General features: G+C 57.0%; 18 protein-coding genes. 9 read left to right on the top strand and 9 right to left on the bottom strand.

The features are described 5' to 3' along the window. The first annotated feature begins 22 nt into the window (after positions 1–22). From AC1DNW_RS26320 to AC1DNW_RS26300, 5 genes are all read left to right on the top strand, one after another. Positions 23–709 carry a glycosyltransferase family protein gene (locus AC1DNW_RS26320; protein WP_113297770.1) on the top strand — a complete coding sequence of 229 codons (687 nt, stop codon included), beginning with the start codon at positions 23–25 and terminating at the stop codon, positions 707–709. Positions 710–851: 142 nt separating this feature from the next. Next, a complete protein-coding gene (locus tag AC1DNW_RS26315; RefSeq protein ID WP_477854832.1) occupies positions 852–1,073 on the top strand; it encodes a hypothetical protein in 222 nt (73 codons plus the stop codon). Positions 1,074–1,279: 206 nt separating this feature from the next. Continuing rightward, positions 1,280–1,405, top strand: a complete 126-nt coding sequence (locus tag AC1DNW_RS26310) for a hypothetical protein (RefSeq protein ID WP_477834917.1) — start codon at positions 1,280–1,282, stop codon at positions 1,403–1,405. A gap of 1,122 nt (positions 1,406–2,527) precedes the next feature. After that, positions 2,528–4,123: an ABC transporter substrate-binding protein gene (locus tag AC1DNW_RS26305; RefSeq protein WP_477854888.1), complete on the top strand. Its 1,596-nt coding sequence runs from the start codon at positions 2,528–2,530 to the stop codon at positions 4,121–4,123. A gap of 377 nt (positions 4,124–4,500) precedes the next feature. After that, positions 4,501–5,121, top strand: coding sequence for a helix-turn-helix domain-containing protein (locus AC1DNW_RS26300; RefSeq protein WP_477854831.1), 621 nt, complete (start codon positions 4,501–4,503; stop codon positions 5,119–5,121). A gap of 44 nt (positions 5,122–5,165) precedes the next feature. Here AC1DNW_RS26300 and AC1DNW_RS26295 read toward each other — a convergent pair whose 3' ends face one another. Beyond that, positions 5,166–5,492 (bottom strand): hypothetical protein, encoded by a 327-nt coding sequence (locus AC1DNW_RS26295; protein ID WP_477854830.1) that lies wholly within the window; start codon positions 5,490–5,492, stop codon positions 5,166–5,168. A gap of 540 nt (positions 5,493–6,032) precedes the next feature. Then, positions 6,033–7,415, bottom strand: a complete 1,383-nt coding sequence (locus tag AC1DNW_RS26290) for an FAD/NAD(P)-binding protein (protein WP_477854829.1) — start codon at positions 7,413–7,415, stop codon at positions 6,033–6,035. 389 nt (positions 7,416–7,804) lie between these two features. Here AC1DNW_RS26290 and cysE point away from each other — a divergent pair, with 389 nt between their 5' ends. Beyond that, the gene (gene cysE, locus AC1DNW_RS26285; RefSeq protein ID WP_477854828.1) at positions 7,805–8,653 is read left to right on the top strand and encodes a serine O-acetyltransferase; all 849 of its coding nucleotides are present in this window, start codon (positions 7,805–7,807) and stop codon (positions 8,651–8,653) included. Between the two features lie 628 nt (positions 8,654–9,281). On the opposite strand, the gene AC1DNW_RS26280 is transcribed toward cysE, so the two are convergent. The 7 genes from AC1DNW_RS26280 to AC1DNW_RS26250 form a co-directional block, all read right to left on the bottom strand. Further along, on the bottom strand, positions 9,282–10,283 hold the full coding sequence (locus tag AC1DNW_RS26280) for a GlxA family transcriptional regulator (protein ID WP_477854827.1): 1,002 nt from the start codon (positions 10,281–10,283) through the stop codon (positions 9,282–9,284). After that, positions 10,283–10,846: an isochorismatase family protein gene (locus AC1DNW_RS26275; RefSeq protein WP_477854826.1), complete on the bottom strand. Its 564-nt coding sequence runs from the start codon at positions 10,844–10,846 to the stop codon at positions 10,283–10,285. Before AC1DNW_RS26275 ends, AC1DNW_RS26280 begins: the two co-directional genes overlap by 1 nt. Positions 10,847–11,698: 852 nt before the next feature. Further along, on the bottom strand, positions 11,699–12,706 hold the full coding sequence (locus tag AC1DNW_RS26270; RefSeq protein ID WP_477854825.1) for a fatty acid desaturase: 1,008 nt from the start codon (positions 12,704–12,706) through the stop codon (positions 11,699–11,701). Between the two features lie 250 nt (positions 12,707–12,956). Continuing rightward, positions 12,957–14,552: an ABC transporter substrate-binding protein gene (locus AC1DNW_RS26265; protein WP_477854824.1), complete on the bottom strand. Its 1,596-nt coding sequence runs from the start codon at positions 14,550–14,552 to the stop codon at positions 12,957–12,959. Positions 14,553–14,581: 29 nt separating this feature from the next. Then, positions 14,582–15,775: a M20 aminoacylase family protein gene (locus tag AC1DNW_RS26260; protein ID WP_477854823.1), complete on the bottom strand. Its 1,194-nt coding sequence runs from the start codon at positions 15,773–15,775 to the stop codon at positions 14,582–14,584. 202 nt (positions 15,776–15,977) lie between these two features. Beyond that, complete coding sequence (locus AC1DNW_RS26255; protein WP_477854822.1) at positions 15,978–16,391, bottom strand: hypothetical protein; 414 nt, start codon at positions 16,389–16,391, stop codon at positions 15,978–15,980. A 560-nt stretch (positions 16,392–16,951) separates the two neighbouring features. Then, a complete protein-coding gene (locus AC1DNW_RS26250) occupies positions 16,952–18,568 on the bottom strand; it encodes an ABC transporter substrate-binding protein (RefSeq protein ID WP_477854821.1) in 1,617 nt (538 codons plus the stop codon). A gap of 877 nt (positions 18,569–19,445) precedes the next feature. Between AC1DNW_RS26250 and AC1DNW_RS26245 the strand changes: the two genes are divergently transcribed. From AC1DNW_RS26245 to AC1DNW_RS26235, 3 genes are read left to right on the top strand one after another with little or no spacing between them, the layout of a single operon-like run. Continuing rightward, positions 19,446–20,483: an ABC transporter substrate-binding protein gene (locus tag AC1DNW_RS26245; protein WP_477854820.1), complete on the top strand. Its 1,038-nt coding sequence runs from the start codon at positions 19,446–19,448 to the stop codon at positions 20,481–20,483. Further along, positions 20,480–21,349, top strand: coding sequence for an NmrA family NAD(P)-binding protein (locus AC1DNW_RS26240; RefSeq protein ID WP_477854819.1), 870 nt, complete (start codon positions 20,480–20,482; stop codon positions 21,347–21,349). Before AC1DNW_RS26245 ends, AC1DNW_RS26240 begins: the two co-directional genes overlap by 4 nt. A 5-nt stretch (positions 21,350–21,354) precedes the next feature. Further along, entirely contained in the window at positions 21,355–22,605 is a 1,251-nt protein-coding gene (locus tag AC1DNW_RS26235) for an FAD-dependent oxidoreductase (protein ID WP_477854818.1), read from the top strand. The last annotated feature ends 13 nt before the right edge of the window (positions 22,606–22,618 follow it).

The following is a 22,618-nucleotide window of genomic DNA, read 5'->3' as shown; positions in this document are numbered from 1 at the left end:
TTTGTGCCAAGGAGAGATTGATATGACCGATATCGTCAACATCTACGTTGGTTTTGATTCAAAAGAAGTTGTCGCCCATCACGTGCTGTCCCAAAGTATTCTGGAAAAGTCGAGCGTACCGGTGAGAATCACGCCGATCTACCTGTACAATATCGAAAACACGTTTACGCGTGAACGCAACGCCCTGCAGTCGACCGAGTTCTCCTTCTCGCGCTTCCTGACGCCCTATCTCAGCCAGTATGAGGGATGGAGCCTCTTCATGGATTGCGACATGCTGGCGCGCACGGATATTGCCGAGCTCTGGGCGCTGCGCGATGAGCGCTATTCCGTCATGTGCGTGAAGCACGATTACCAGCCGAAGGTCGAAACGAAGTTTCTCGGCCAGGTGCAGACGAAATATGAAAAAAAGAATTGGTCGAGCCTGATCCTCTTCAACAACGCAAAATGCAGGGCGCTGACGCCTGATTATGTCAACACCGCAACCGGGCTGCAGTTGCACCAATTCAAGTGGCTCGACGGCGACGATCTGATCGGCGAGCTGTCAGTCACCTGGAACTATCTCGTCAACGAATATGACAAGCGCGATGACGCGAAGATCGTGCATTTCACAGATGGCGGACCCTATTTCGACGAATACAGGAACGACGATTACGCCGAGGAATGGTTCGCGACGCGCGAGCGCATGCTGCATGTCCAGCAGCGCGGCTGACCGGCATGCCGGGCGGATGGGGCGTTTATCGAAGGCCCAGCCTCCCAAAACGGAGTAACTTCGCGGTGAGCAGGCCTGGTGACCTTGCCCCTGAGGTGCCCCCGATTTTGTACGGCCGTCGACGGCGACAGGAGGGCGCACCATGCTTCAGGAACGCGCGTTCCCTATCATCCATATCTTCCTTAGTGCGGTAACCGTAATCGCGATGGCAGCAGCATTTGCCTCTCTCATCGGTCATGTCGCTGGAATTGTGCACGAGCCAGGCGCGACAGTCTGGCTGTTCGCAACATCTGGTATTCTTTTACTGTCAACTATTTTGTCGGTTCTCGCCGCAATAGCGGCTCAACATCTCGGCGTCGGCTGATCCCGCTGAAAAGGCGCGAATGTTCCCCAAGCCGAGTTGGGCCAGCGGATCGGTCAGCGCCAAACGTTCGTTTCAGAATTTGAGCTTGGTTAAAGGCGCCTCGCCGCGGCAGAGTTCGTAAAGGTCAGCTGAGCGATCGGTGCCGATTCGTACTCCATCATGAAGAAGCCTGGAACAAACTGGTTCAAATCATGTTGCATGCAGAAATGAGCAACACAGAACAAAAAGCCAGCAACGGCATGATCAAGTTCGTGCTGACCATCTTCGTCATCGCGATGATTGTCGCGGTGGCCTACCTGGTGTTCTTTACGACCGGTCAGTCCGTGCAGTAGCACTTGGGATGCTCTGTCAAAGCGCCCGTCACAGATCTCGACCGGGTGGTTCATAGTGGTGCACGCGACTCGAACTGGATGACGCCGTCAGCCAGCCATTACGACCGTATGACGTTCACCTCTTGTATTGATCCACAACTTAGGCGATTTTCTCATGTCCTGACTTTTCTGGCGGGCTAACCCGGAGGTTGATTATGAGTGTCAAGGCTCTACTTGGATCTTCGCTTCTCTCATGTACGCTTGCTCTTGCAGTCTTCGTGTCACCGATCGCGGTTCCCGCGGAAGCGAGCGCTCAGGTTATCATCGGCTCCGGCAGCAGCCTAAACCACGGGCGAGGTATATCCTGCCCTCAGGGCGCGCGGCTGCTTCGTACTCGAGGCTTTCGCGGTGTCCGTCAGGTTGATTGCCGCGGCAGGTACTTTACCTATCGCGCAGTCCGCAACGGGGTGCGCTACGAGATCGGGGTCCGTCAAAGAGATGGGCGCATCGTCGATCAGCGGCGCACTAGCCAACGGCAGTAGCGCATTCATCCCGGCCACCACCAATGCTGGCTACGACAAAGCGCGCCTCGGCTAAGCGCGCGGGCTGTGGTGGTGGGAATCGTTGGGAGTACTCCCAAGATTAGCTTCCAAGGTACGCCGGGAAGACCACGGATCATTTGCCCTATCGGGCAGCCCTTCCTTCGCGGACAAGCCTGCGGGAAGTCTCCGATGAGATTTCCTTCCTAAATCGTCTCTCTCGCCAGGCCCAACAGCAGCCTCGTCATGGCAGGGCCAGATCATCGTCACATTGAACAGGGCAATCGCTCATCACGCCTGATATGTCGTTCGTCGACATAGACCGGATAGCTATTCTTGGCTGCCATAACAGCATCCCTATCGATTTCGATGGCGATCATCGGCTGCGCCGGACCCGTCTCGGCGATCGAGAATTAAGCCGAGCTTCATCATTGAACTTCAACCGAACCGTTTGATGGCCACACTGAACTGATCAGAGCTCGCCTTGCAAATACCAACGAATTTTTTCTTTCGGGCCCACGAAGAATAATAGTTTTGACCAACTGCCCCTCGCGGTGAACGTTTCACCAAAACTGTCAATGGCGAGGCACCCATGTCGTCCAGCATCCTCCTTTCGCGCCGTCGCATGCTTTCCTTGAGCGTGGCGGTCGCCACCATCCCGTTCATTGCTCCGCTTGTCTCGCTGCCGGCGCTGGCGGAAGAACCGACAAGCGGGGGAACGCTCACCTATGCTTTCCGCAATGAGTCCCCGACACTCGTCGCGACCAACAATACGTCCGGCACGGCCTGGACAGTCGGGCCGAAGATCTTCGACGCCCTTCTGCAATATCGTGACGACATGACCCCCGAAGCACAGCTGGCGACGCAATGGGAGGTTTCGCCTGATGGGCTTCGCTACCGATTTACCCTTCGCCAGGGCGTCAAATGGCATGACGGCCACGACTTCACCTCGGCAGACGTCGCCTTTTCGATCAATTTTCTCAAGGTCGCCCATCCGCGCGGCCGCAGCACCTTCTCGAGCGTCATCGATATCGAGACGCCGGATCCGCTGACAGCAACCATCGTGCTCGACAAACCGGCTCCCTATCTTCTGAGCGCCCTTGCCGCAACCGAGAGCCCGATCATCGCCAAGCATATCTTTGAAGGCAGCGATCCTGCCTCGGTCCCCCGTGACGACCAGCTCATCGGAACGGGACCTTTCGTCTTCAAGGAATATGTGCGCGGCAATTACATCATCCTAGAACGCAACGCCGCGTACTGGAACGCGCCCAAACCCTATCTCGACAGGATCGTCTTCCGCTTCATCACCGAGGCGGCAGCCCGTTCGGCCGCTTTCCAGTCGGGCGATGTCGATATCGGCGACGCCGGCTCCGTCCCGCTCGGCGATATCGAGCAGATCTCGGGCTCGCCCAACCTTGGGGTCGAGACCAAGGCCTACGCCTATTCCGGCAGCCAGTATCAATTGATCTTCAACTTCGACAATCCCTACCTCAAGAACCAGAAGGTCAGGAGGGCGATTGCCCATGCGATCGATCTGAACGTCATCGTCGATACCGTTTTCTACGGCTTTGCGGCGGTCTCGCCGTCACCTGTCAGTGTCACCCTGCCAAGCTTCGTCGATCCCGCCATCAAGCCCTATGCAGTCGATCTCGACCGCGCCAACAAGCTGCTCGACGAGGCGGGATATCCGCGCAAAGGCGGACAGGCGCGCTTTTCCCTGCGCCTTCTCTTCAATCCGGCACAGGACAAACGGCTGGCAGAATATTTCCGTCAGGCGCTGCGCTCGATTGGCATCGATGCTGCCATCGAGAGCTATGATTTTGCGACCTATGTGAAGGTCGTCTATTCCGACCGCGCCTTCGACCTGACGTCGGAAAACCTCAACAACGCCTTCGACCCAACGGTCGGCGTCCAGCGCGTCTATTGGAGCAAGAACTTCAAGGTCGGATTGCCGTTCTCGAATGCGGCGCATTACGCAAATCCCGAGGTCGACAGGCTTTTGGAATCGGCAGCCCGCGAACCCGACGCCGACAAACGCCGGTCGCTGTTTTTCGACTTCCAGCGTCTTATCATTGACGACGTTCCGGCGATCAACACGGTCGCCCCCGCGGAGGTCGTCGTCTACAACAAGCGCGTCAGGAACTTCGCACTCGGTGCCGAAGGTCTGAGGCGTAATTTTGCGGATACCTATTTACAATAGGGCCTGATGGAAACGGCTGACCGGAACGGCGGCTGGGTGCGCGTCATTGATGACGTCGACATAATTGCGAACTGCTTTGGCAAGACAGACCAGATCATTAGCACAAGATTTTCCTCCGATCGTCAGGATTGGATGAGAACGCCTCCTCTCCCATCGGCGCTGCCTGTAGGATCACAGCCACTTGTTCAAGGAGACATTCATGCCAACTCAGACGGCTGACGTCATCGATTTGCAGGCGTACCGGAAATCCCGCAGTCAAGCGCACACCGAGGGCGCCCCACGCATCGCTTACATGGCACCCTTTGCAATGCAGCCTGTCTTCATGTGGGTGCCCCTTTGGGGTTTTATGCCTGTCATGACAGTGGGTCTTACCGGATATGGCGTCTGACCTAGCGATCACTGACGACAGCATCGGAAGAGAGGACGAGGATGAGGTCACCATCCGCACCGGCCGGAACCTGCGCCGCATGCGAACGCGCCGAGGCCACTCCCTTGACAGACTGGCCAAGATTGCAGGCGTCAGCCGCGCCATGCTTGGTCAGATTGAAACGGGCAAGAGTAGCCCGACGCTCAGCATCCTATCCAAGATCGCCGCGGCGCTTGAGATCCCTTGTTCCGCTCTGATTTCCGAGCGCGAAGAAACGTCGATCGTCACCATACCTCGATCGAAATCTAAGGTTCTTTTTTCCTCGGAAGGGCGGTTCCAGAGCCGGGCTCTCTTTCCCTTCGAAGGAGAGCGGAAGCTGGAATTCTACGAAATCAGAATTTCACCGCATCACAGCGAACAGGCTGATCCCCACCAGCACGGCACGGTCGAGAACCTCGTCGTGGCACAAGGAACCGTCGAAATCATCGCCGGCAAACAGCCGCCGCAAATCCTCGGTGAAGGCGATGCGATCATCTTCGATGCCGACGTAGCGCATGTCTATCGCAACATGACAGGAACCGAAGCCATTCTTTACCTCGTGACCACCTATATCGAAGACGTCCGGGGTTAAAAAGCCTCCGTCTCCGGAGGCTCTTGTCGAGGCAGAAACGGCGCTCAGGCAGCCATCGTGCAGCACATCATCATGCCGCCGCAGGACATCATCATCGGCATGCCGCCGGACATCATCGACATCATGCGCTTGCAGGATTCCATGAACATGTCCTTGTCCATGCCTTCCATCGGCTTCATTTCGCAGACCATGCCCTGGTCCGTCATGGTGCACTTCATTGCGCCCATCATCATCATGGGCATCATCATCGGCATGCCGCCCATCATGGGGTTCATCATGCCGCCCATCATGGGGTTCATCATCGGCATCATGCCACCCATCATCGGCATCATGTTGTTCATCATCGGCATCATGTTCATCGCGGGGTTCATATCGCTCTCCAAATCATCAGTTCTGTTTTTTTCAATGCTTGATGATTTTCGAGGTATATTACCTAACTATAAGCCTCAATAGAGAATAATATTCTTAGTTATTTTCCTCCGTTAGTACGGAATATCCGTCTCTGGATTGCGAATATCTGCCTATTATCTTAGAATTTTCTCCATTATGGCAGAAGATGTCGTATCGGTACGTCGCCACCATGGCAGCCGCATGCGGTGGACGTGGATTTGTTGCGCATATCTTGTCGAAGAGCACATGCAAGATTGCGGAAAGGGAATTTTGATCACAGGCGGCAAGCTGCCGGCAATCTAGCCGAGCGTCACGATGGAACGGCGGGGCCGCCTCATCTCAAGTTCAACAGCAAGAGGTTAGCCGTGACGATCCTGCCAAACGGCAGCGACTTGTCGAGCATGCCGAGATCCGGTTGAATTCAAAAAGCCGTTCGTTGATCACCCCGTCCGTCGTAGAATGGGAGCATCCGAGCCATCCAACAGGAGCTAATCGCGGATACGGATTTCTTCAGTTGCCCATCACACGGATGCCGCCTGCACAGCGCTCGCGACGTTGCCAATCCATTCATTCAGCGACGCAGCGGCGGCATGGCTCTGTGAGACGATCTGCGGCACCAGATCGATATCGGCAACACTGCCAAGACCCAGGAGGCCCATCGCGAAAAGACCCCGAACTGAACGGTGCGCACCAATAGTGCGCCCGCATTCGTCTGCGAGGAGACCGAGTTCGAGTTCATCGCGTTTTGCCAGACCGCATGCAACAACGGATCTTATAAGGGAACTGTCATTGCTGGACGGACGAAACCGGCAGTCAACCGTGAAATCGGCGTGAAGTACTTCGAGAGTTTGCGAGACCGACAGCAACACGCCATTGCTGGCAATGCGTTCAACCTTGCCCTTCCTCAATGTGATGGCGCCACTGTCGATAGCCTGATGCAGGTGCCTGTAATCTTCTGGCGGCAACCGGCGGCGATGGCTGTCATACACTGCCTTCACATGGCGTTTGAACCTTGCGCGTTCATCCGGCTTCAACTCCTCCCAAAGCTCGCGTGCCTGTAGCCGAAACCCGTTCATGATGCCCTGCCATCCAGAACCCTCGGCGTCCGCCCGCCTTGCCGCATCGCGCAGATAGCGGAACGCACCACGCAACGTCCGCGGGATGGGTTCGCCCGCAGCGGCGGATCCGACCGCTGCCTGGGCATGCGATTGTGGCAGTAAGCCGGATTCGGAAATGAGATTGATATGAGGGACCTTGCCGTCTTTCAGAAGCGCGAGGGCCTGACCCACGGCTTTGACACCGCCTCCGATCACGACACCGCTTTCGGCTCCGACGGGTATTGTGGGTTTTTCCAGACTGTCGCGCAAACCATAGCCCGTCGCCAGGAAGACGACGTCGAAATGCTTCCTCTGGTCATTGCCGAAAAAAACAGAAAAGCCCATCTGCGGATGGCGATCGACTGCGGTAACGGTCTCCGGAAGGAATTGAACAACCACGTCTGGCCGCGCCATCAACGCCTCGGCGAAACGCTTGTAGACGTAGCTGCCAAACACCCGCTCCGAAACGAATGAGTGCTCGAGCCCTGCAGAATAGGCGGGAAGGCCACCATGCCGATCCCTGTCCGCTTCCAGCCAGTTCTGGAAGTCGTCCCTGCGCGTGGGATCGACGGACAAGTCACGAACACGGCTGTTCAGTACCGTTGCCACTGCATGGTTCACGCCCTCTCCAACATCGATCTCGGGTCGAGGATCGAACATTATCAGGTGAAAAGGACGATCGATGCCTTTGAATAGAGCGATTGCGGCCATGATGCCGGTAAAACCCCGGCCGACAATCGCAATTCTTGCAAGGCGGTCCGCGTCTTTCCCCTGAGGGTCCAAAGAGTGGGGCGAGAGAAGAGTCATGCGTTGGCTCCTTCTGCGTCGGATCAGCCCGGTTTAAAAAAACATAGCCGGAACTGTTCTTGCCGCGTTAATCTCTACAAAGATGATAGACAATGGTCACTGGATAGCAAGATGTATTCGGCAAGTTATCCTCGCCGACCCCTCTCCATAGGACGCAAGCCGTTTAATTCGCTGGGTAACTTCTCAACCACGTCCGCACGGAGCTGCCGCGGGATGCGACCTCTGACCTGCATCGAAAGCAGAATTTTCTCTTTTTCTATCGAATATATAGGAAAATAAACGAGCTTTCGTCGTCGTCGCGAACCTTTGCGACCTCCCCCCGCGGCAGCAACCGGCCTAGCATCGCTGCCTACAAAGGAGATGAGTGCTCGCGGTCTGAGGAGGTTGGCATGGCAGGTTTGAACCGCAGCTTGAGCGATCTGTCAAAAGAACCGCCTCCTTCGTCAAACGTTTCCAGATTGTGGGACGCGCTTTGCGGTGAGGCGATGGATGCAGCCTCGAAGGATCCGTCCCTGACCCGTACAATGAATTCCGCAGTTCTTTATCATGCGAGTTTTGCTCAGGCGCTCGCGCAGCGCATCGCCTTCAAACTTGCCAACCACGACCTTGATCAGGATGAACTCTTGTCGGTGGTCGCCCAGGCGCTGATCAGCAACGCGGATATCGTCGATCATGCTGCTGCGGATTTGGCGGCGATCAAGGAACGTGACCCCTCAAATGCGGAAATCCTGACGCCATTCCTGTATTTCAAGGGGTTCGTGGCTTTGCAGGGACAGCGTGTCGCGCATTGGCTTTGGCATCATGATCGCATCCATATGGCCCGGCATTTGCAAAGCCGCATTTCCGAAGTCTTTGGGGTCGATATTCATCCCGCCGCAAAAATGGGAAAGAGCATCATGCTCGATCATGGAAGCGGCCTCGTTATCGGCGAGACAGCGGTTGTCGAAGACGACGTATCGATCCTTCAAAACGTGACCTTGGGCGGAACAGGAAAGGAAAGCGGTGATCGCCATCCAAAAGTAAGGCGTGGGGCGCTCATCGGAGCCGGAGCCAAAATCCTCGGGAATATAGAGATCGGCGTGGGCGCCAAGGTTGGGGCCGGCAGCGTGGTCGTCGGTTCCGTTGCGCCCTACACCTCCGTCGTCGGCATTCCGGCGACACCGACCGGAAAACGCCATTCAAGCCTTCCCGGGATCACGATGGATCAAGCGCTGGCAGAGCCGGAATACATCATCTGATGCAGGCTTTCGCAGCCGCTCATGTCCCGGATCCCTATCTCTAGGAGACTCCGGAGCGGATATTGCCCCTCGTTGCGTTCTGGTTTCGCATCTTTCGAAGAACCGTACTCGCCGCTTCAGGCTCTGCTATCTTTGCCCAATCGGGAATAACAACAGCAACGTTCTCGATGCGCAGCGGCGGGTTCTTGCCGACATCGTCTTTCTCCATCCATCGGCTGATTGCGGGTCGTTCTGAGACCGCCGCGGTAGAATTTGTCAAGGAGCGCCTCGATTTGAGTGCCTTATACTTCGCATCAGCAACGACCTTCGGTCATCATCTCGACAGTCGACGATCTTCCGCGGTTCATTCCTCCCGACCCGCTACGTCGGCTGTTCCCCCCTCTGGAGGTTCTTGACCTTCACACCTCGAGGCCCGGCTTTACGCCCGTGGTCTCTTTTTTTGTCCATCAGGCACAGATCCCGTTGCCACACAGCCGTTGTTTGCGCGCTCTTTTCCAAAAGACCCCATCGGCTGGAGTTTGTTGTCTATAAATTGCAACCCGCATCGCCTGCCGCTGAAACAAACGGCGACGCGTTTTCTCAGCACAATTTCGAATTCTGTGTCTGGATCGGGGATTTGATCGAGCTTTCAGCCCTTGGCAGGCGCTCGGATGTGGCCCGGTGGCGTGTCGTGAACTCGTCTCCAGGCCCGCCGAAACTGGCGAGCCGACGAAAAGCCGATGCGTTCGGCGACGTTTTCCATATCGAGTCTTGAACCGGTGATGAGTTCTCGTGCGAGCGCAATTCGCATGCGGTTCACATAGTCGGTCACGCTCATGCCGGTGTGCTCGTTGAAAAGCCGTGACAGATTGCGCGGGCTCGTCGCGGCGATCTTGGCAAGCGCCTCGACAGACCAGTTCTGCGACGGATCGGCACCGATGGCATCCTGAGCTCTGTGGATTGCCGGATGGAGGTGGTTTCGCCCTTCCAGCCACGGCGATAGCTGAGGATCACCGCCGGCCCGTCGCAGATAGATGACCAGAGTGCGTGCGACGGCAAGCGACACGGCGTGGCCGACCTCTTTTGCGACAACGGCAAGCATGAGATCGATCCCTGCGGTGACGCCTGCACTGGTCAAGCGCTCGCCATCCTCGACATAGAGCCGGTTTTCGCGGACGCGAGCGGTCGGAGCAAGTCGGACGAGATCCTGCAGCATGGAATGGTGGGTGGTGCATTCGTGTCCCTCGAGCAGTCCCGCGCGCGCCGCAAGCAAGGCACCGGAACAGATCGTCGCAAGCCGAATGCCAGGACGGACGATCCCCCGCAGCCATTCAACGATTTCCGCTTCCAGAGCCGCGTCTCCTGGAGCAGTCTCGACCGCTCCGGCGAGCGGTTCATCCACCGCACCGGAAACAACGAGAAGTGCGTTATCGGGCAGGCGTGCCGGAAGCGGGGAAATCCTGGCCAGGTCGAGACCGGTCGAACTTCGCACCTCAGCGGCAGGTCCGATGTAGGTCGGCACGAACCCTATCGATTCCTGTTCGAGATTGGCTCTGCGCAAGACTTCCATCGGACCTGCGATATCGAGCAGGAGCGCCCGCGGCGGCACGACCACAAAAACCGGGATAATGCGCCGGAGGCCTTCCCCCATTATGCGGCCGCCCGGGCTGCAAGCCCGTTGAGCACCTGCTCCACGGTAACGATACGGGCAAAACGATCGGCAAGGACCAACTCCGTGCGCGCCCTGATCTCGGCGGCACTCCACTCGCGGCCGGATGTATCGGTCATTGGAAAGGTCAGTGTCGCCTCACCGACATAGTCCACCTCATAACCGAGGTCGGAGGCGTGCCTGGTCGTCGTCTCGCAGCACTGCTCTGTGCGAATGCCGGAGATGATAACGCGCCGGATGTGGTTTTCAGTCAGCCAGACGTCCAGGCCGCTGCCAACGAGCGCGCTGTGGCGGCGCTTGCGAAACACCGCATCCGCCTCGATCTGAAGCGGCGTCAGCGGACGGATGAAACCCGAGCCTTCAGAGAAAACGCCTGTCTCCTCGACGTGAAATATCTGGACGACTGGAAGACCGGCCATTTTTGCGCCATCGATCAACGCCTGCTGAGACGCGATGTAAGTCCCGATCTCATCTTCGCGAAAATAGGGTCGATGACGGAAGGATTCCTGGGCATCGATGACGAGGAGTGCGGTATCTGCGGACATGTGATTATCTCCAAGGATGAGCGTGAAGACAGTCTACCGACAACACCATACTGCGAAATGCCGATTGCGGACAGATAGCGGACAAATCGCGCCAAGCCGAAGAACGAACACCGGAGTTCCCCATTTGTCGAAGACACTCACACAGATTTGCTGCGGAATCACATTATCGGGCGTTCCGACATGACCGGCATCCGATGCGGAAGCGTTCGTCGGAAGAAACGGATGCCGCCGATCATTCTGTCCTGTCCGTTAGATTCGCGAAGCAGGTCCGCATCGGCCGGCGGCCTAAACATCGATCTTGTAACCGAGGTCAATGTCGCTCGCCGCTTCCCATGAAGCCCCCAGTCTGAGGCCGGCGCTTCGACGAGGATGGTTTTGATATCGGAGGCGGGGAATACCACGGGGCGAGAGCTCCCTCGCCAAGCCAGCGCAGAGCCGCCGCTCGGCGTCGTCCGTACGGCCGGAAAAAAGCGGTACCTCCACCACCATATAGGAGGAACCTTTCCCGGGCGGGGTAATAGTGGAGTCGTCATCGTACTCAAAGAGACGCACACACCGGTCGTCACTTGGCAGTTTCAAAGCGTCCGATAACGCACGTTGCACGGCTTCGATAAGTTCGAGCTTGCGCTCCCTATCCATCCACGCCGTGTCTCGATCCGAGTCGAAGGCATCAAAATCTTCAGTCCAGCACGTGATGCGGGATGATCGGCATGCCGTTCTTTTCGCAATTCATCGCCAAGCAGCGTTCGCTCCGCTCCAAGGTTCGATTAGTGATACGCCGCAACGCTGGTTCATCGATTGGCGATCGGGACACGTGTGCTCTCAGTCGTTCCTGGCAAGCGCTGCGTTCCGTTATGCCCCGGTCAGTTGTGTCTCTCCCGTCGTGACAACGCCTTCATCGTGCCATCGAGCGAGAGGTTCTGAAAAAGCGTGACGTGGATGGCGTGGATCATCATGTGATGTCAGAAAGAAGCGACGGGCGACATCGATATAGCCATCATAGACGAGACCACCATTGATCGAGACAAGCAGGTTCCGGTGCCGGCGGTAGAGACGCGGAATCCGATACCATGGCATGCTGGGTCTCTGATGATGGAGAACATGCAGGTTGTTGTAGAGGAACAGCAGACCGAACAGCGGGCTGTTTTCAACGATGGCCGTGCGTTCGTGGTGATGATCGGCAAAGCGGTGTTCGGCATAGGAGCGCAGCCTGCTGAGGGACGCGCCGCCATAGACGAATCCCAGCAGATAAAGCCAAATCGGCATTTGGCAAATTGCGCCAATCCAATAAAGAACGACCGCCATGCCGACGAAATGCCATGCCCATAGTATCGCACGATGCCTGTCTCCGCCCGTGACCCTGACGAACTCTTCCCCCGCAAAGTTTAGGATCATGACGAGGGGGCCAAGGGTCAACCGTCCCAATAGCGTTGTATTCCAGACAGCCAAACCGCGGCCGAAGCGGCCCATGCGGTTCCAAGCCACCTGGGTAAAGTATGAGGACTCCGGATCCTCGATCGGATCAGTCAGATGTTCGTCGCGGTGATGGACCAGATGGGCCTCGCGATAGATGGCATAGGGCAACCAGAGTGATAGCGGCGGCCAACCGATCGTATCGTTGATACGCCGATTTCGCGTCGGGTGCCCATGTATCACCTCGTGTTGCAGCGATCCGTGCCAGGCAATCAACCAGCTTCCAAGCGCGATGACAACAACGAGCGGCAATTTCTGCCAAAACCAAGTCAGCGCCAGAAAGCCGCCATAGATGACGAGCACCAAGGCAACGGTCTGCCATTCAATGCGTGCAATGGAAACGACGGACTGGGAGGGAAGATTTTCGACACCCGTTCGGAGCGGCATTCATTTAATCCAAAAAGCGATATCTTGAACAACCACTATAGAGGCGATCAAGCCGCACTTGCGCCGCACAAGTTTGCCGACCGCGTTTCAAACAAGGAAAAGTCATCGCGCTACAACGCAAGATCGAAAAATATTTATCTATAAGAATTATAGATTAATTGCGATCTTGCATGGCTGGTCAACTTCGGATCCAGCGGCCAAAGGAGGTTTCAATCGCACATGTCGGAGGCATCTTCGACCCCGAGCTCCATTAGAGATCCAACCACGCCTTTGCAAAATCGCTCGAGGTCACGTCGATCGTCGTGACCAACGACTTCGCCTTCGCTGAGCTTGCTATCACCGTGGGCAGAGCAACGAGGGCGACGTTGGGAAGATCCTCACCGACAATCTTCTGAATTTTCCTGAAGTAGGTGGCGCGTTTCGTATCGTCTTGCTCAACGGCTGCAGCCCGGAAAAGACCGTCAACCTCCGGATTGTTGTAGTGAGCTGCGTTGACGTATGGCGCAACGTTCTTGATCCCGTCTGACCAGTAGAGGCGTTGGACCCCAGTCGTGGGATCGAACAAACGGCTGATCCCGTTCAGATTTATATCGAAATCACGTTCGGTGTAGACGCGCTTAATGTAGGTCGCCAGGTCTCCGTCAAGTATCTCGACCTTGACCCCCAGTTTGCCAAACGCCGATCGGAGATACTCGGAGGTCTTCTTGAAGGTTTCACCGGGTAAAAAGGCAAGACGGAGGTTAAAACGCACGCCGTCCTCCTTCTTGTGATAGCCGGCAGCGTCCAACAATTCCTCCGCTTTCCCGAGATTGAAAGGATAGTTGAATGGAGCCTCATCATTGTATGCGGTGAAGACAGACGGAATGGTCGAGGCGGCCGCCTTCGCGGTGCCCAAAAAGACCGTTTCGACAATCACATCGCGATTGATGGCGTGCGCAAGAGCGTGCCGGACTTCCTTTTTCGCCAGGACCTCTTTCTCGATATTGAACTCGAAGATCTGCGCATTATTGAGATATTGATCGGTGAAGACATCGACGGCGACGTTCGGTGTCTGTTTGAGGCGTTCAATATCATTCAGAGAAATGTCGGTCGAGTAATGCGCCTCTCCGGTCTCAATTGCGATGGAGGCTGCCGCCGCGTCGCCGATAAAACGGGCCACCACGCCATCAAGGTATGGCAGTCCCTTTTGCCAATAGTCCGGATTGCGAGCAAGCTTGACGTGGCTGCCACGCTTCCACTCCTCAAACACAAATGGTCCCGTCCCTACCGGAGCGTTTCCGTTCTTGCTGCTCGCGAGATCGTCGGTCGGGTAAGTGTGTGCGGCGACGATTGGTGTCTCCCCGCCGGTCAATGCCCTAAGCAGGAATGGCGTAGCCTTGGCAAGGACAATGACGGCGGTGTGCTCGTCGGGTGTCTCGACGTCGATCACATTGGCAAACGTGATACGACCGCGAGGCCCAACCCGCTTGAATGTCAGAATGGAAAAACGGACATCGGAGGACGTAAACGGCTTGCCGTCATGCCACTTGACTCCTTCCCTAAGCTTGAACTCGTAACGCAATCCATCTGGTGCGATGGTCCATTCCGTCGCGAGGACCGGCTGCGGGTTGAAACGCTCGTCGAATCGGACCAACCCTTCCAGGATCTTGGTCGAAATCGTTCGTGTGCGCGTGTTCGAATCCAGCAGCGGCACGAGGGTCGTCGGCTCTCCGACCGCGATGGTCGTCAACACACCGCCGCTCTTCGGGCCACTCTGACCGTTTGCGATTCTAGGGCCGAGGATCGGCAGCAGGCCCGAACCCACAGCAGCTCCCAGCAGCAAAACATTTCGTCTGGAAATGAGCATCTTTGTATCCTTTCAAGTATATCTAAGGGCTAGGCGGCGGCCAGACGGCGCTCCACCAACCGCGCAAACAGGGTTGCGCCGACGGGCAAGATAGCGTCGTCGACAATGAACCCCGGATTGTGAGCAGGCACGGTACCGGAATGGCCAAGAGTGAAGAACGCACCTGGGACATGCAGGAGAAAGTCTGCGAAGTCCTCGCTCCCCATTGCCTGTTTGGGAACGGTGGACACGTTTGCTTCGCCGAGCACCTCGCGCGCGACCTCGGCGACGAACTCAACTTGATCGCCCGTGTTTGTCAGCACAGAAAAGATGTCTCTGATATCGATCTCGGCGGTAAGACCGTGTGCCAGGGCAATATTATGCGAGAGCGTTTTAAGGCGATCGCGGACGAGCTCTCGCGTTTCGTCTGAAAACGCCCGAATGGTGCCGCCGGCACTCGCCGTTTCCGGAATGACGTTGTACGCAGAGCCCGCGTCCAGCTTTGTGACCGAAAGCACCGCTGGTTCGGTCGGCGCTATGTTCCGGCTTACGATCGTCTGCAGTGCTTGCACCAACTCCGTGATCGCCGGGACAGGATCGCGTCCAAGCTCTGGATGAGCGCCATGGGCGCCCTTTCCTCGAAACGTCACATCAAAGAAATCGGCTCCCGCCAGGATCGTGCCTTTGGTGACATGCAGGTGATTGGGAGCCAAGTGGGTCGCGTTATGCAGTCCGTAGATTTCATCGACCGGAAATCGCGTGAAAAGATCGTCAGCGATCATCGCCCGAGCACCGCCCAACCCCTCCTCGGCAGGCTGAAAAATCAGAATGACGGTACCTGCGAAGTCGCGTGTCTCGGCCAAGTAGCGCGCAGCGCCTAGCAGGATGGTCGTGTGAGCGTCGTGACCGCAACCGTGGAACCTACCAGGGTACTTTGAGGAAAATGGGAGACCTGTTTCCTCCGGCATAGGCAATGCATCCATATCTGCGCGTAGGCCGATGGTTCGATTGCCCGGATGACGTCCGACCAGGCGCCCGACAACGCCCGTCTTCCCGATATTGCGATGAACCTCGATTCCCCAGGACGCCAGCTTTTCTGCAACGATCGCCGCTGTACGCACCTCTTCGAACCCGATTTCAGGATAGGCATGAAGATCGTGACGAATCTCGGTCAGTTCGGCGGCATAGGCCTCGATCCGCTCAATGGTTTTTGGATGTGATAGGTTGCCGATCGACTGGTTCATAAATGTTTCTCCGAATAGGAGGTTGGACATATTGAAAGATCCGACCTCGGGTACGCCATGCATGATTGGGAGCGCCTGGGAAGCTACCGACTAGGCTGCCAGTGGGTGCGACGGACCGGACATCGGCGCGCTTCGGTCAACCGGCGCACCAACGGAAGACGCCATTGAAGGAAGGTCGTGGGGGGCGTCAGATCCCATGGGGCTAATACCACGGGCCAGGATTCGCGCCCCAATAGCGCCGGTCGCAAGATTGAGCCGAATCCAGATGGTCCTCGCGGTCGCGAACTGGAAAATGCGCGCGGGTTTCGACCCGGTTTTTCCTTTCATGATCCCGGCGAGTGGACCAAGCCTTGAGCATGACGAAAGACGAAATCGCCCGTGGGATCCAGCCTGGTTTACGCTCGGAAAATCGGGAGCCGGTCTCAGCGTATTCATAGCGACCGCAGACGCTCTGGATCTCTTTGCCAATTTCCAAGATGCGGGCGCGCAGGTCCCTCTCCGTGCCTCCGTCGGAATCGTATTCGTCAAAGCAATGTCGGGCTTCCTGCAGGAGAAGCTGTTTCTCCAGGTGGTCACGGATCCGAGAAAGCTGTGCGCAATGTCTCGAGGCGCTCACTGCCAATCTCCTTCACACTCAATTGCGCGTTAGCGAAAGAGTAATCTACTAATTTTATAGACAATAGGCACAGGACTCTAAAGAAGCTGGCCTGCTTGAAAAGCGTTTCCTTCGACGTAGGCCCGGAGGGTGAAGTGCGACCCTTCCTGCTTTCAAAAAAAGCGATGTCCGACCAATTTCAGCCTACGACGACTGCGCTATTACGAAATCCACTTCCATGAGCACTCCCCGTCCAAGGGCCGCAACCCCGACCGTGGTGCAGGCCGGCAGCCGCTCGCCGTTCGGAACGGCGATCTTAGACAGCATTGAAGCTGGCATAGGCACGGTCGAAGTTACGAAGATAAATCCACGCGAAAACCCGGTCCTTCAAGGAAAAGCCTGAAGCGAACCGGCCGCGACTGAATTGCTTCCGCCTGGAGATCGAAGGCATCCTCAAAAACCCACAGTCAGCCTAGGCATATCCTACAAGCCTGGCACTTTATTAGACGAAACATGGTCAGCTTAAGGTGCACAGAAGAAGCGGTGCGGCCACCTTTCGAGCGGCCGCGACACATTGAGGATCAGGCTGACAGATAGATATCCGCGCCATTGCTCCAAAGATCTTCTGCGCCGCCCTTGAGGTTCTTCACCCGCTTGTCGAAAACCGTGATTGCGGACGGCGTGACGATGTCGAGTGTTGGTAGGTCTTCGACGACAAGCTTCTGGAACTGATTGAAGAGCTCCAATCGCTTTTTCGGATCGACCTCGACGGCTGCGGTCTCCAACAAGCGGTCCACCTCCGGATTGGAGTATTTCGAACCGTTGGTGAACGGCACGCCCGGTTTGAAGTTCTTCGACCAGTAGAGGCGCTGAATGCCGACCGTCGGATCGTAAAGATTGCTCATGCCCTCGATAGCAATGTCGAAGTCACGATCCGTGAAGATCCGTTTGACGAAGGTGGCGAAATCCTGGCTGCGCAGCTCGACCTTGATCCCGACCTTGGCGAGCGCCTGGACGAAATATTCAGCCGTCTGCTTGGGAGGACCAGATGGCTGAGTGGGGTCGACAAACAGCTTGAAGCGGATGCCATCCGCGCCTCGCTTGTATCCTGCCTCGTCCAGAAGCTGCTCGGCTTTCGCCGGGTCGAACACATATTTCGGAAGATCAGGCGTATAGAATTTTGCCAGATCCGGGCTGACAGGTCCGTCCAGTCGCGTTGCATAGCCCAGATAGATGGTGTTGACGATGAAATCCTTGTCGATCGCGTGGGCTATGGCGTGTCGGACCTTGATGTCGGCCAGATATTTGTTCTCCAGATTGAATTCCGCCCGCGCGATGCTGGGTGAATAGGGCGCTGGCGCGGTATCCACCACCAGGTCCGGGTTGGCCTTCAGCCGATCGATATCGGTCAGCGGAAGGTTGGCTACGGAGACCTGCACCTGCCCTGTCTCGACGGCGACGACTGCGGCTGCCGGATCGATGATGAAACGGAAGATGATCTGGTCGAGATATGGCTTTTGCGATGCCCAGTAGTCTTCGTTTCTCTGGAAGATCACGTGGCTCCCACGAACCCATTCGACAAACCTATAAGGGCCGGTACCGACAGGTGCGAAGTTGTGGGGATTCTCGGCGACCTTCGTGCCTTCATAGAGATGCTTCGGCACGATGGGAGACTCAAAGCTTGCAAAAGCCGTGAGAAGGTAAGGAGCAGGTTTCGATAGAATGATTTCGACCTCATGCGGATTGAGGGCGTTCACGTGCTGAACGGAGGCGAAGGTCGCTCGGCCGCGGGGATGATTTTCCTTGAGTGCCACGACGGAGAACGCGACATCGTCAGCGGTGAATTCCTTGCCATCGTGCCAGCGCACACCTTCGCGCAACTTAAACCAGTAGCGCAGACCGTCGTCACTCACTTTCCATTCAGTCGCCAGAAGGGGCTGCGGGTTGAGGTCCCTATCGTAAGTCAGAAGCCCTTCGGTCACCTTGCCGCTAGTGTAGTAGGCGGCACCTGCGCTATGGGCGATCAGGACAAGAACCGGCGGCTCCGTGCCAATGTTGATCGAGACACTGCCACCATGTGGAATATCATCGGCGGCGCGTGTTTCGTGCGGGATCGCGAAAGCTGCGACGAGAGCAACGCTTGACAGCAGAAAGGCGCGCCGTGTTGGTGCAGGTATGCGGATAGTTTGATTGGTCATGAATTTTCCTCTGTCGGCGAATTCTTTGCCGATGGGACTGCGTCAACCGCCCTGGCGCCGGATTCGCCCCGGGGCCTTCCCTTTCCAGCGGCCACATCGGTTGCTTTCCCGATGTTTCCTTTGGATAGGTTTTCCAGCCTCTTCGCCCAGTCGCCCTCGGTTAGCGCCCCGTGAACTTGGCATTTTAATAGTTGACTAAATCTATGTGTTTTGTCAAATCTGATTAGTAACTAAAACCTGCAAACTGATGGTTTTCGGAATGATATTCTGGCTATTTCCAATTTGCCGCATTTTTCCAGAAGAAACTTCCGAACCCATCGCAGTTCGCGGTACAGCGCACTCTTGGCTGGAGGTTACGGGAAAAACAATTTCTGCATTGAAGGATTAAGTCACGCATGGCCGAGAACAGGCTGGTTGGAAACGGTTGGATAAAAGCTCGCCCCGTCGAGCTCAGCGAGCTCGTCAGTCCCGACGCACCACACTGCGAGGCCACCTATTGTCAGGGCTGGCTTGGACGGATTGAGATTTTGTCCACGACAAATCGCCGCCCCTTGCGTTGCTTTGCCGAGGACTTCGACACCCGACGCCCTCTTGATCGACCTGTAGCGTCCGTCGCGCCTGCGAGGATCGAGCAAGCCTTTTCTGTTGTGACACTCCCCCTGAAAATGGGCATCAATCGCGATATCCACCTGGGCGTCACTACCGAGACACATTCGGGCAAGGCACGCACGCCGCAACCGATCGCATTTGGAGGGCGCTCCTCTAAGCCGTGCTCGAGCGCCATGCGTCGGCACCAGCGGAGCCAGCCAACCGGTCCCTATGTGCACCGGCAAACAATCCCGCCACTCTCCCGTTAGCCAAACCCCGGAGCTTTTGAATGTCCGTCCCCCTCGACTCCGTTTGGTACACCCGGTGTCCGGCACCGACGCCATTGTCGATTGCCCATCAGCTCGGGTGGGTCGATGAGCAATTCAAGACATTGGGGATCTCGGTTCGCTCCATACGCGATAGCAAGGACCCCGCCGTGCGGCAAAGCCACTTCACGCACGCGCTCGATTATTCGTTCAGGCAAGGTGGCAACATCCCTCCGATCTGGGCTCGATCGGGTGGCCGTCAGACCCGCGTCGTTGGCATCACGACGACCGACGAGTTTCAAGCGATCATCGCGCTTCCATCCTCCGGTATTAGGACAGGCGCAGACCTCAAGGGACGCCGCCTGGGTGTTCCCCGCAAACCCGATGAAGCGATCGTAGACTTCCAACGGGCAACAGCGCTCAAAGGAATTGTCTCAGCGCTGTCGCTCGAGGGGCTAAGCCACGGCGACGTTGAGTTGGTCTACCTCGACAACGGCGAGGCCAGTTTGATTGAGCGAGGGAATGCAGCCTTCCTCGGGCTGAAGCGCCGGTATCCTTATGGGGACGAGTTACTGGCGCTCGCGGTGGGAAAGATCGATGCGTTCTTCGTCAAGGGCGCTGAGGGTATCGTCCTTGCCAACCAAATCGGAGCGGTCGTCGTCTCGGAGTTCGGCTTTCACCCGGACCCTAAAATTCGCATCAACAACGGCACGCCGAGACCGCTCACGGTCGATGCGCGTTTTCTCGACGGATATTTCGATGTCGTCGTAAGCCTTGTTGCGGCTGTCGATCGGGTTGCTGATTGGGCGATCGCCAATCCAGGCGATGCGGTTCGCTTTATCGCGAACGAAATCGGGGTTGGAGAGGACGCGATCTGGGCAGCCAACGGTCCTGATGTGCACAAGCATCTCGGTCTTTCCCTCGACGAGGAGCAGATCACCGCGTTTGACCACTTCAAGCATTTTCTGCTGGAATGGGGCTTCATCCCAGGCGATTTTGATGTCTTCGCATGGATCGATCGGGGTGCCCTCAAAGCAGCAAACAGGCGGACCGCGGCATGACGGAGAAGCCTATTCTCGTGACAGGCGCGACGGGCAAACTCGGTCGACTTATCGTCACACGCCTCGTTCAACTGCAGCGGCCTGTCCGTATCCTGACGCGCCGACCGGATGCCGCGAAAGATCTCTTTGGGGATACTGTTGACGTCGTAGCCGGGGATTTTGACGATGCCGCCTCACTTGCCAGAGCGACGCGCGGCATCGGCCGCCTGCTTTTGCTTTCGCCGATCGGTGACAGGCTCGTGGGTCATCAGATCGCCGTTGCCGAAGCAGCAGCCTTTGCCGGATGTGCGCGTATCGTGAAGATTTCCGGATCGGACTGGACCATAAAACCACCCGGAAACTCGATTGCCGGCGACGCCCACTCCGCGGTCGAGCAGCGTCTTAGGGAACTCCCCATCGAAAATGTCTCGTTGCGTCCCAACGCCTGGATGCAGGTGTCGCTTCACAATACGATACGGCAAGGGCTCGACGGTCACCAGATCGCGGCGCTAAATCCGTCAGCAGGTGTCGGATACATCGACGCGCGCGATATCGCCGATGTCTCCGTCCACCAATTGCTTGCGGACAGGGTGGCGGGTGATGTTCTCATCTTGACGGGTTCCGCGGTCATAACGCCTCGGGAGATCGCCGCGCTCCTGTCTCGATTGCTTGGCCGGCCTGTCGGAGTGGTGGAGAAGCCAGCTCTTCCAGCCGGCGAAGACGCGGATTTCGAACATCGCGCCGTGGCTCAGTTTGTAACGTTGATCGCCGCCGGCCGGGCCGCGACGACGACAAACACCGTTTCCGATCTGCTCGGCAGAAAGCCGCGCACCGTCGAGGCCTTTATCGCCGAGACACTAGCGGTTGAGACGGCGAAAGCCGGATGAAAATCATGCCTATTCCATTCGTCGATATCGCCGTCATAGGCGGGGGACCGGGTGGCCTCGCAGTCGCACAAGGCCTCAAAAAGAACGGGATAGAAGTCGCCGTTTTCGAGCGAGATCAGGCGCGGACGGACTATGTCCAAGGCTTTCGCATGAGGATACGCCAACGCGGAATAGACGCGCTCAAGGCCAATCTTCCGGCACATCTCTTTCAGGCTTTCCTCGATACGCTCGGCCTTGCTCCGACCGAAAACCTGGTGCTCGACGAGCATTTCGAGAGGATTGAGAATCCTGGATCAGGAAGCGGCGAGCCCGAAGACACCCACATCGAAAAATCCGTCAGCCGGATCACTCTAAGACAGATCCTGCTTTCCGGGCTCGAAGGACGATTCCACACGGGAAAATGCTTCGAGCGCTATGAGAATGTTCCTGACGGCGCGGTCATTGCATATTTCGATGACGGCTCGGCCGTGCAGACCAACCTGCTCGTCGGTGCCGATGGTGCGGGGTCGGCCGTAAGGCGGCAGTTGCTCCCCGACCTGAAAAGCATCGATACCGGAGTCAGGAGACTTGCGGGTAAGATCACCCTGGAGAACGCCGCTCGTCATGGCATCTCTCCCCTGCTGACGGAGTTCAACGCAAACATCCGCCCGAGCGCTGGCCGGAGCCTGATGACCACGAGCCATCGCGTGTCCAGAGACCCCTATTCCAAGCATGGGCTGATCGGCGCGGAAGACCCTTCGCACAGGTCCATTTCCGGATTTCATTTCAACAATACGACAAGTTACGCTTGGTGGAATACCGCCTACGATACCGATGAACTTGGCCCTGACGGACTGCTTGGGACACTCGACGGAAGCGCTTTGCTCCGCCTGTTGCTGGAGCGGATCGAACATTGGGACGGGAGAATACTCGATCTTATCCGGCATACCGACCCATCGACTGTTGCCTTGCTCAAGGTCAAAAGCTCCACGCCTGGGGCGGTTTGGGAAACGGGACCGGTTACGCTGCTTGGCGATACAATCCATGCCATGACCTACTTCCGCGCACTCGGTGGCAACACCGCGCTCTACGACGCCGGTCTCCTCGTGTCTGAGCTCGTGGCGGCACGGCGGGACGGAAAGCATCTTAGCCCGGCCGTCAACGACTATGAAAACGCGATGCGTGCACATGGCTATGAGGCAGTCCGCTCGTCCCTCTCGGCCATGCAGCGCAATGTGGGTGCCAACCGTCCCCTCAAAACCAGTGGGTTCCAGTAAGCGAGGAAATGAA

The organism is Rhizobium sp. 05L429, assembly GCF_056397645.1.
The sequence above is the reverse complement of the archived record's forward strand: the minus strand, read 5'-3'. Positions and strand labels throughout refer to the sequence as shown.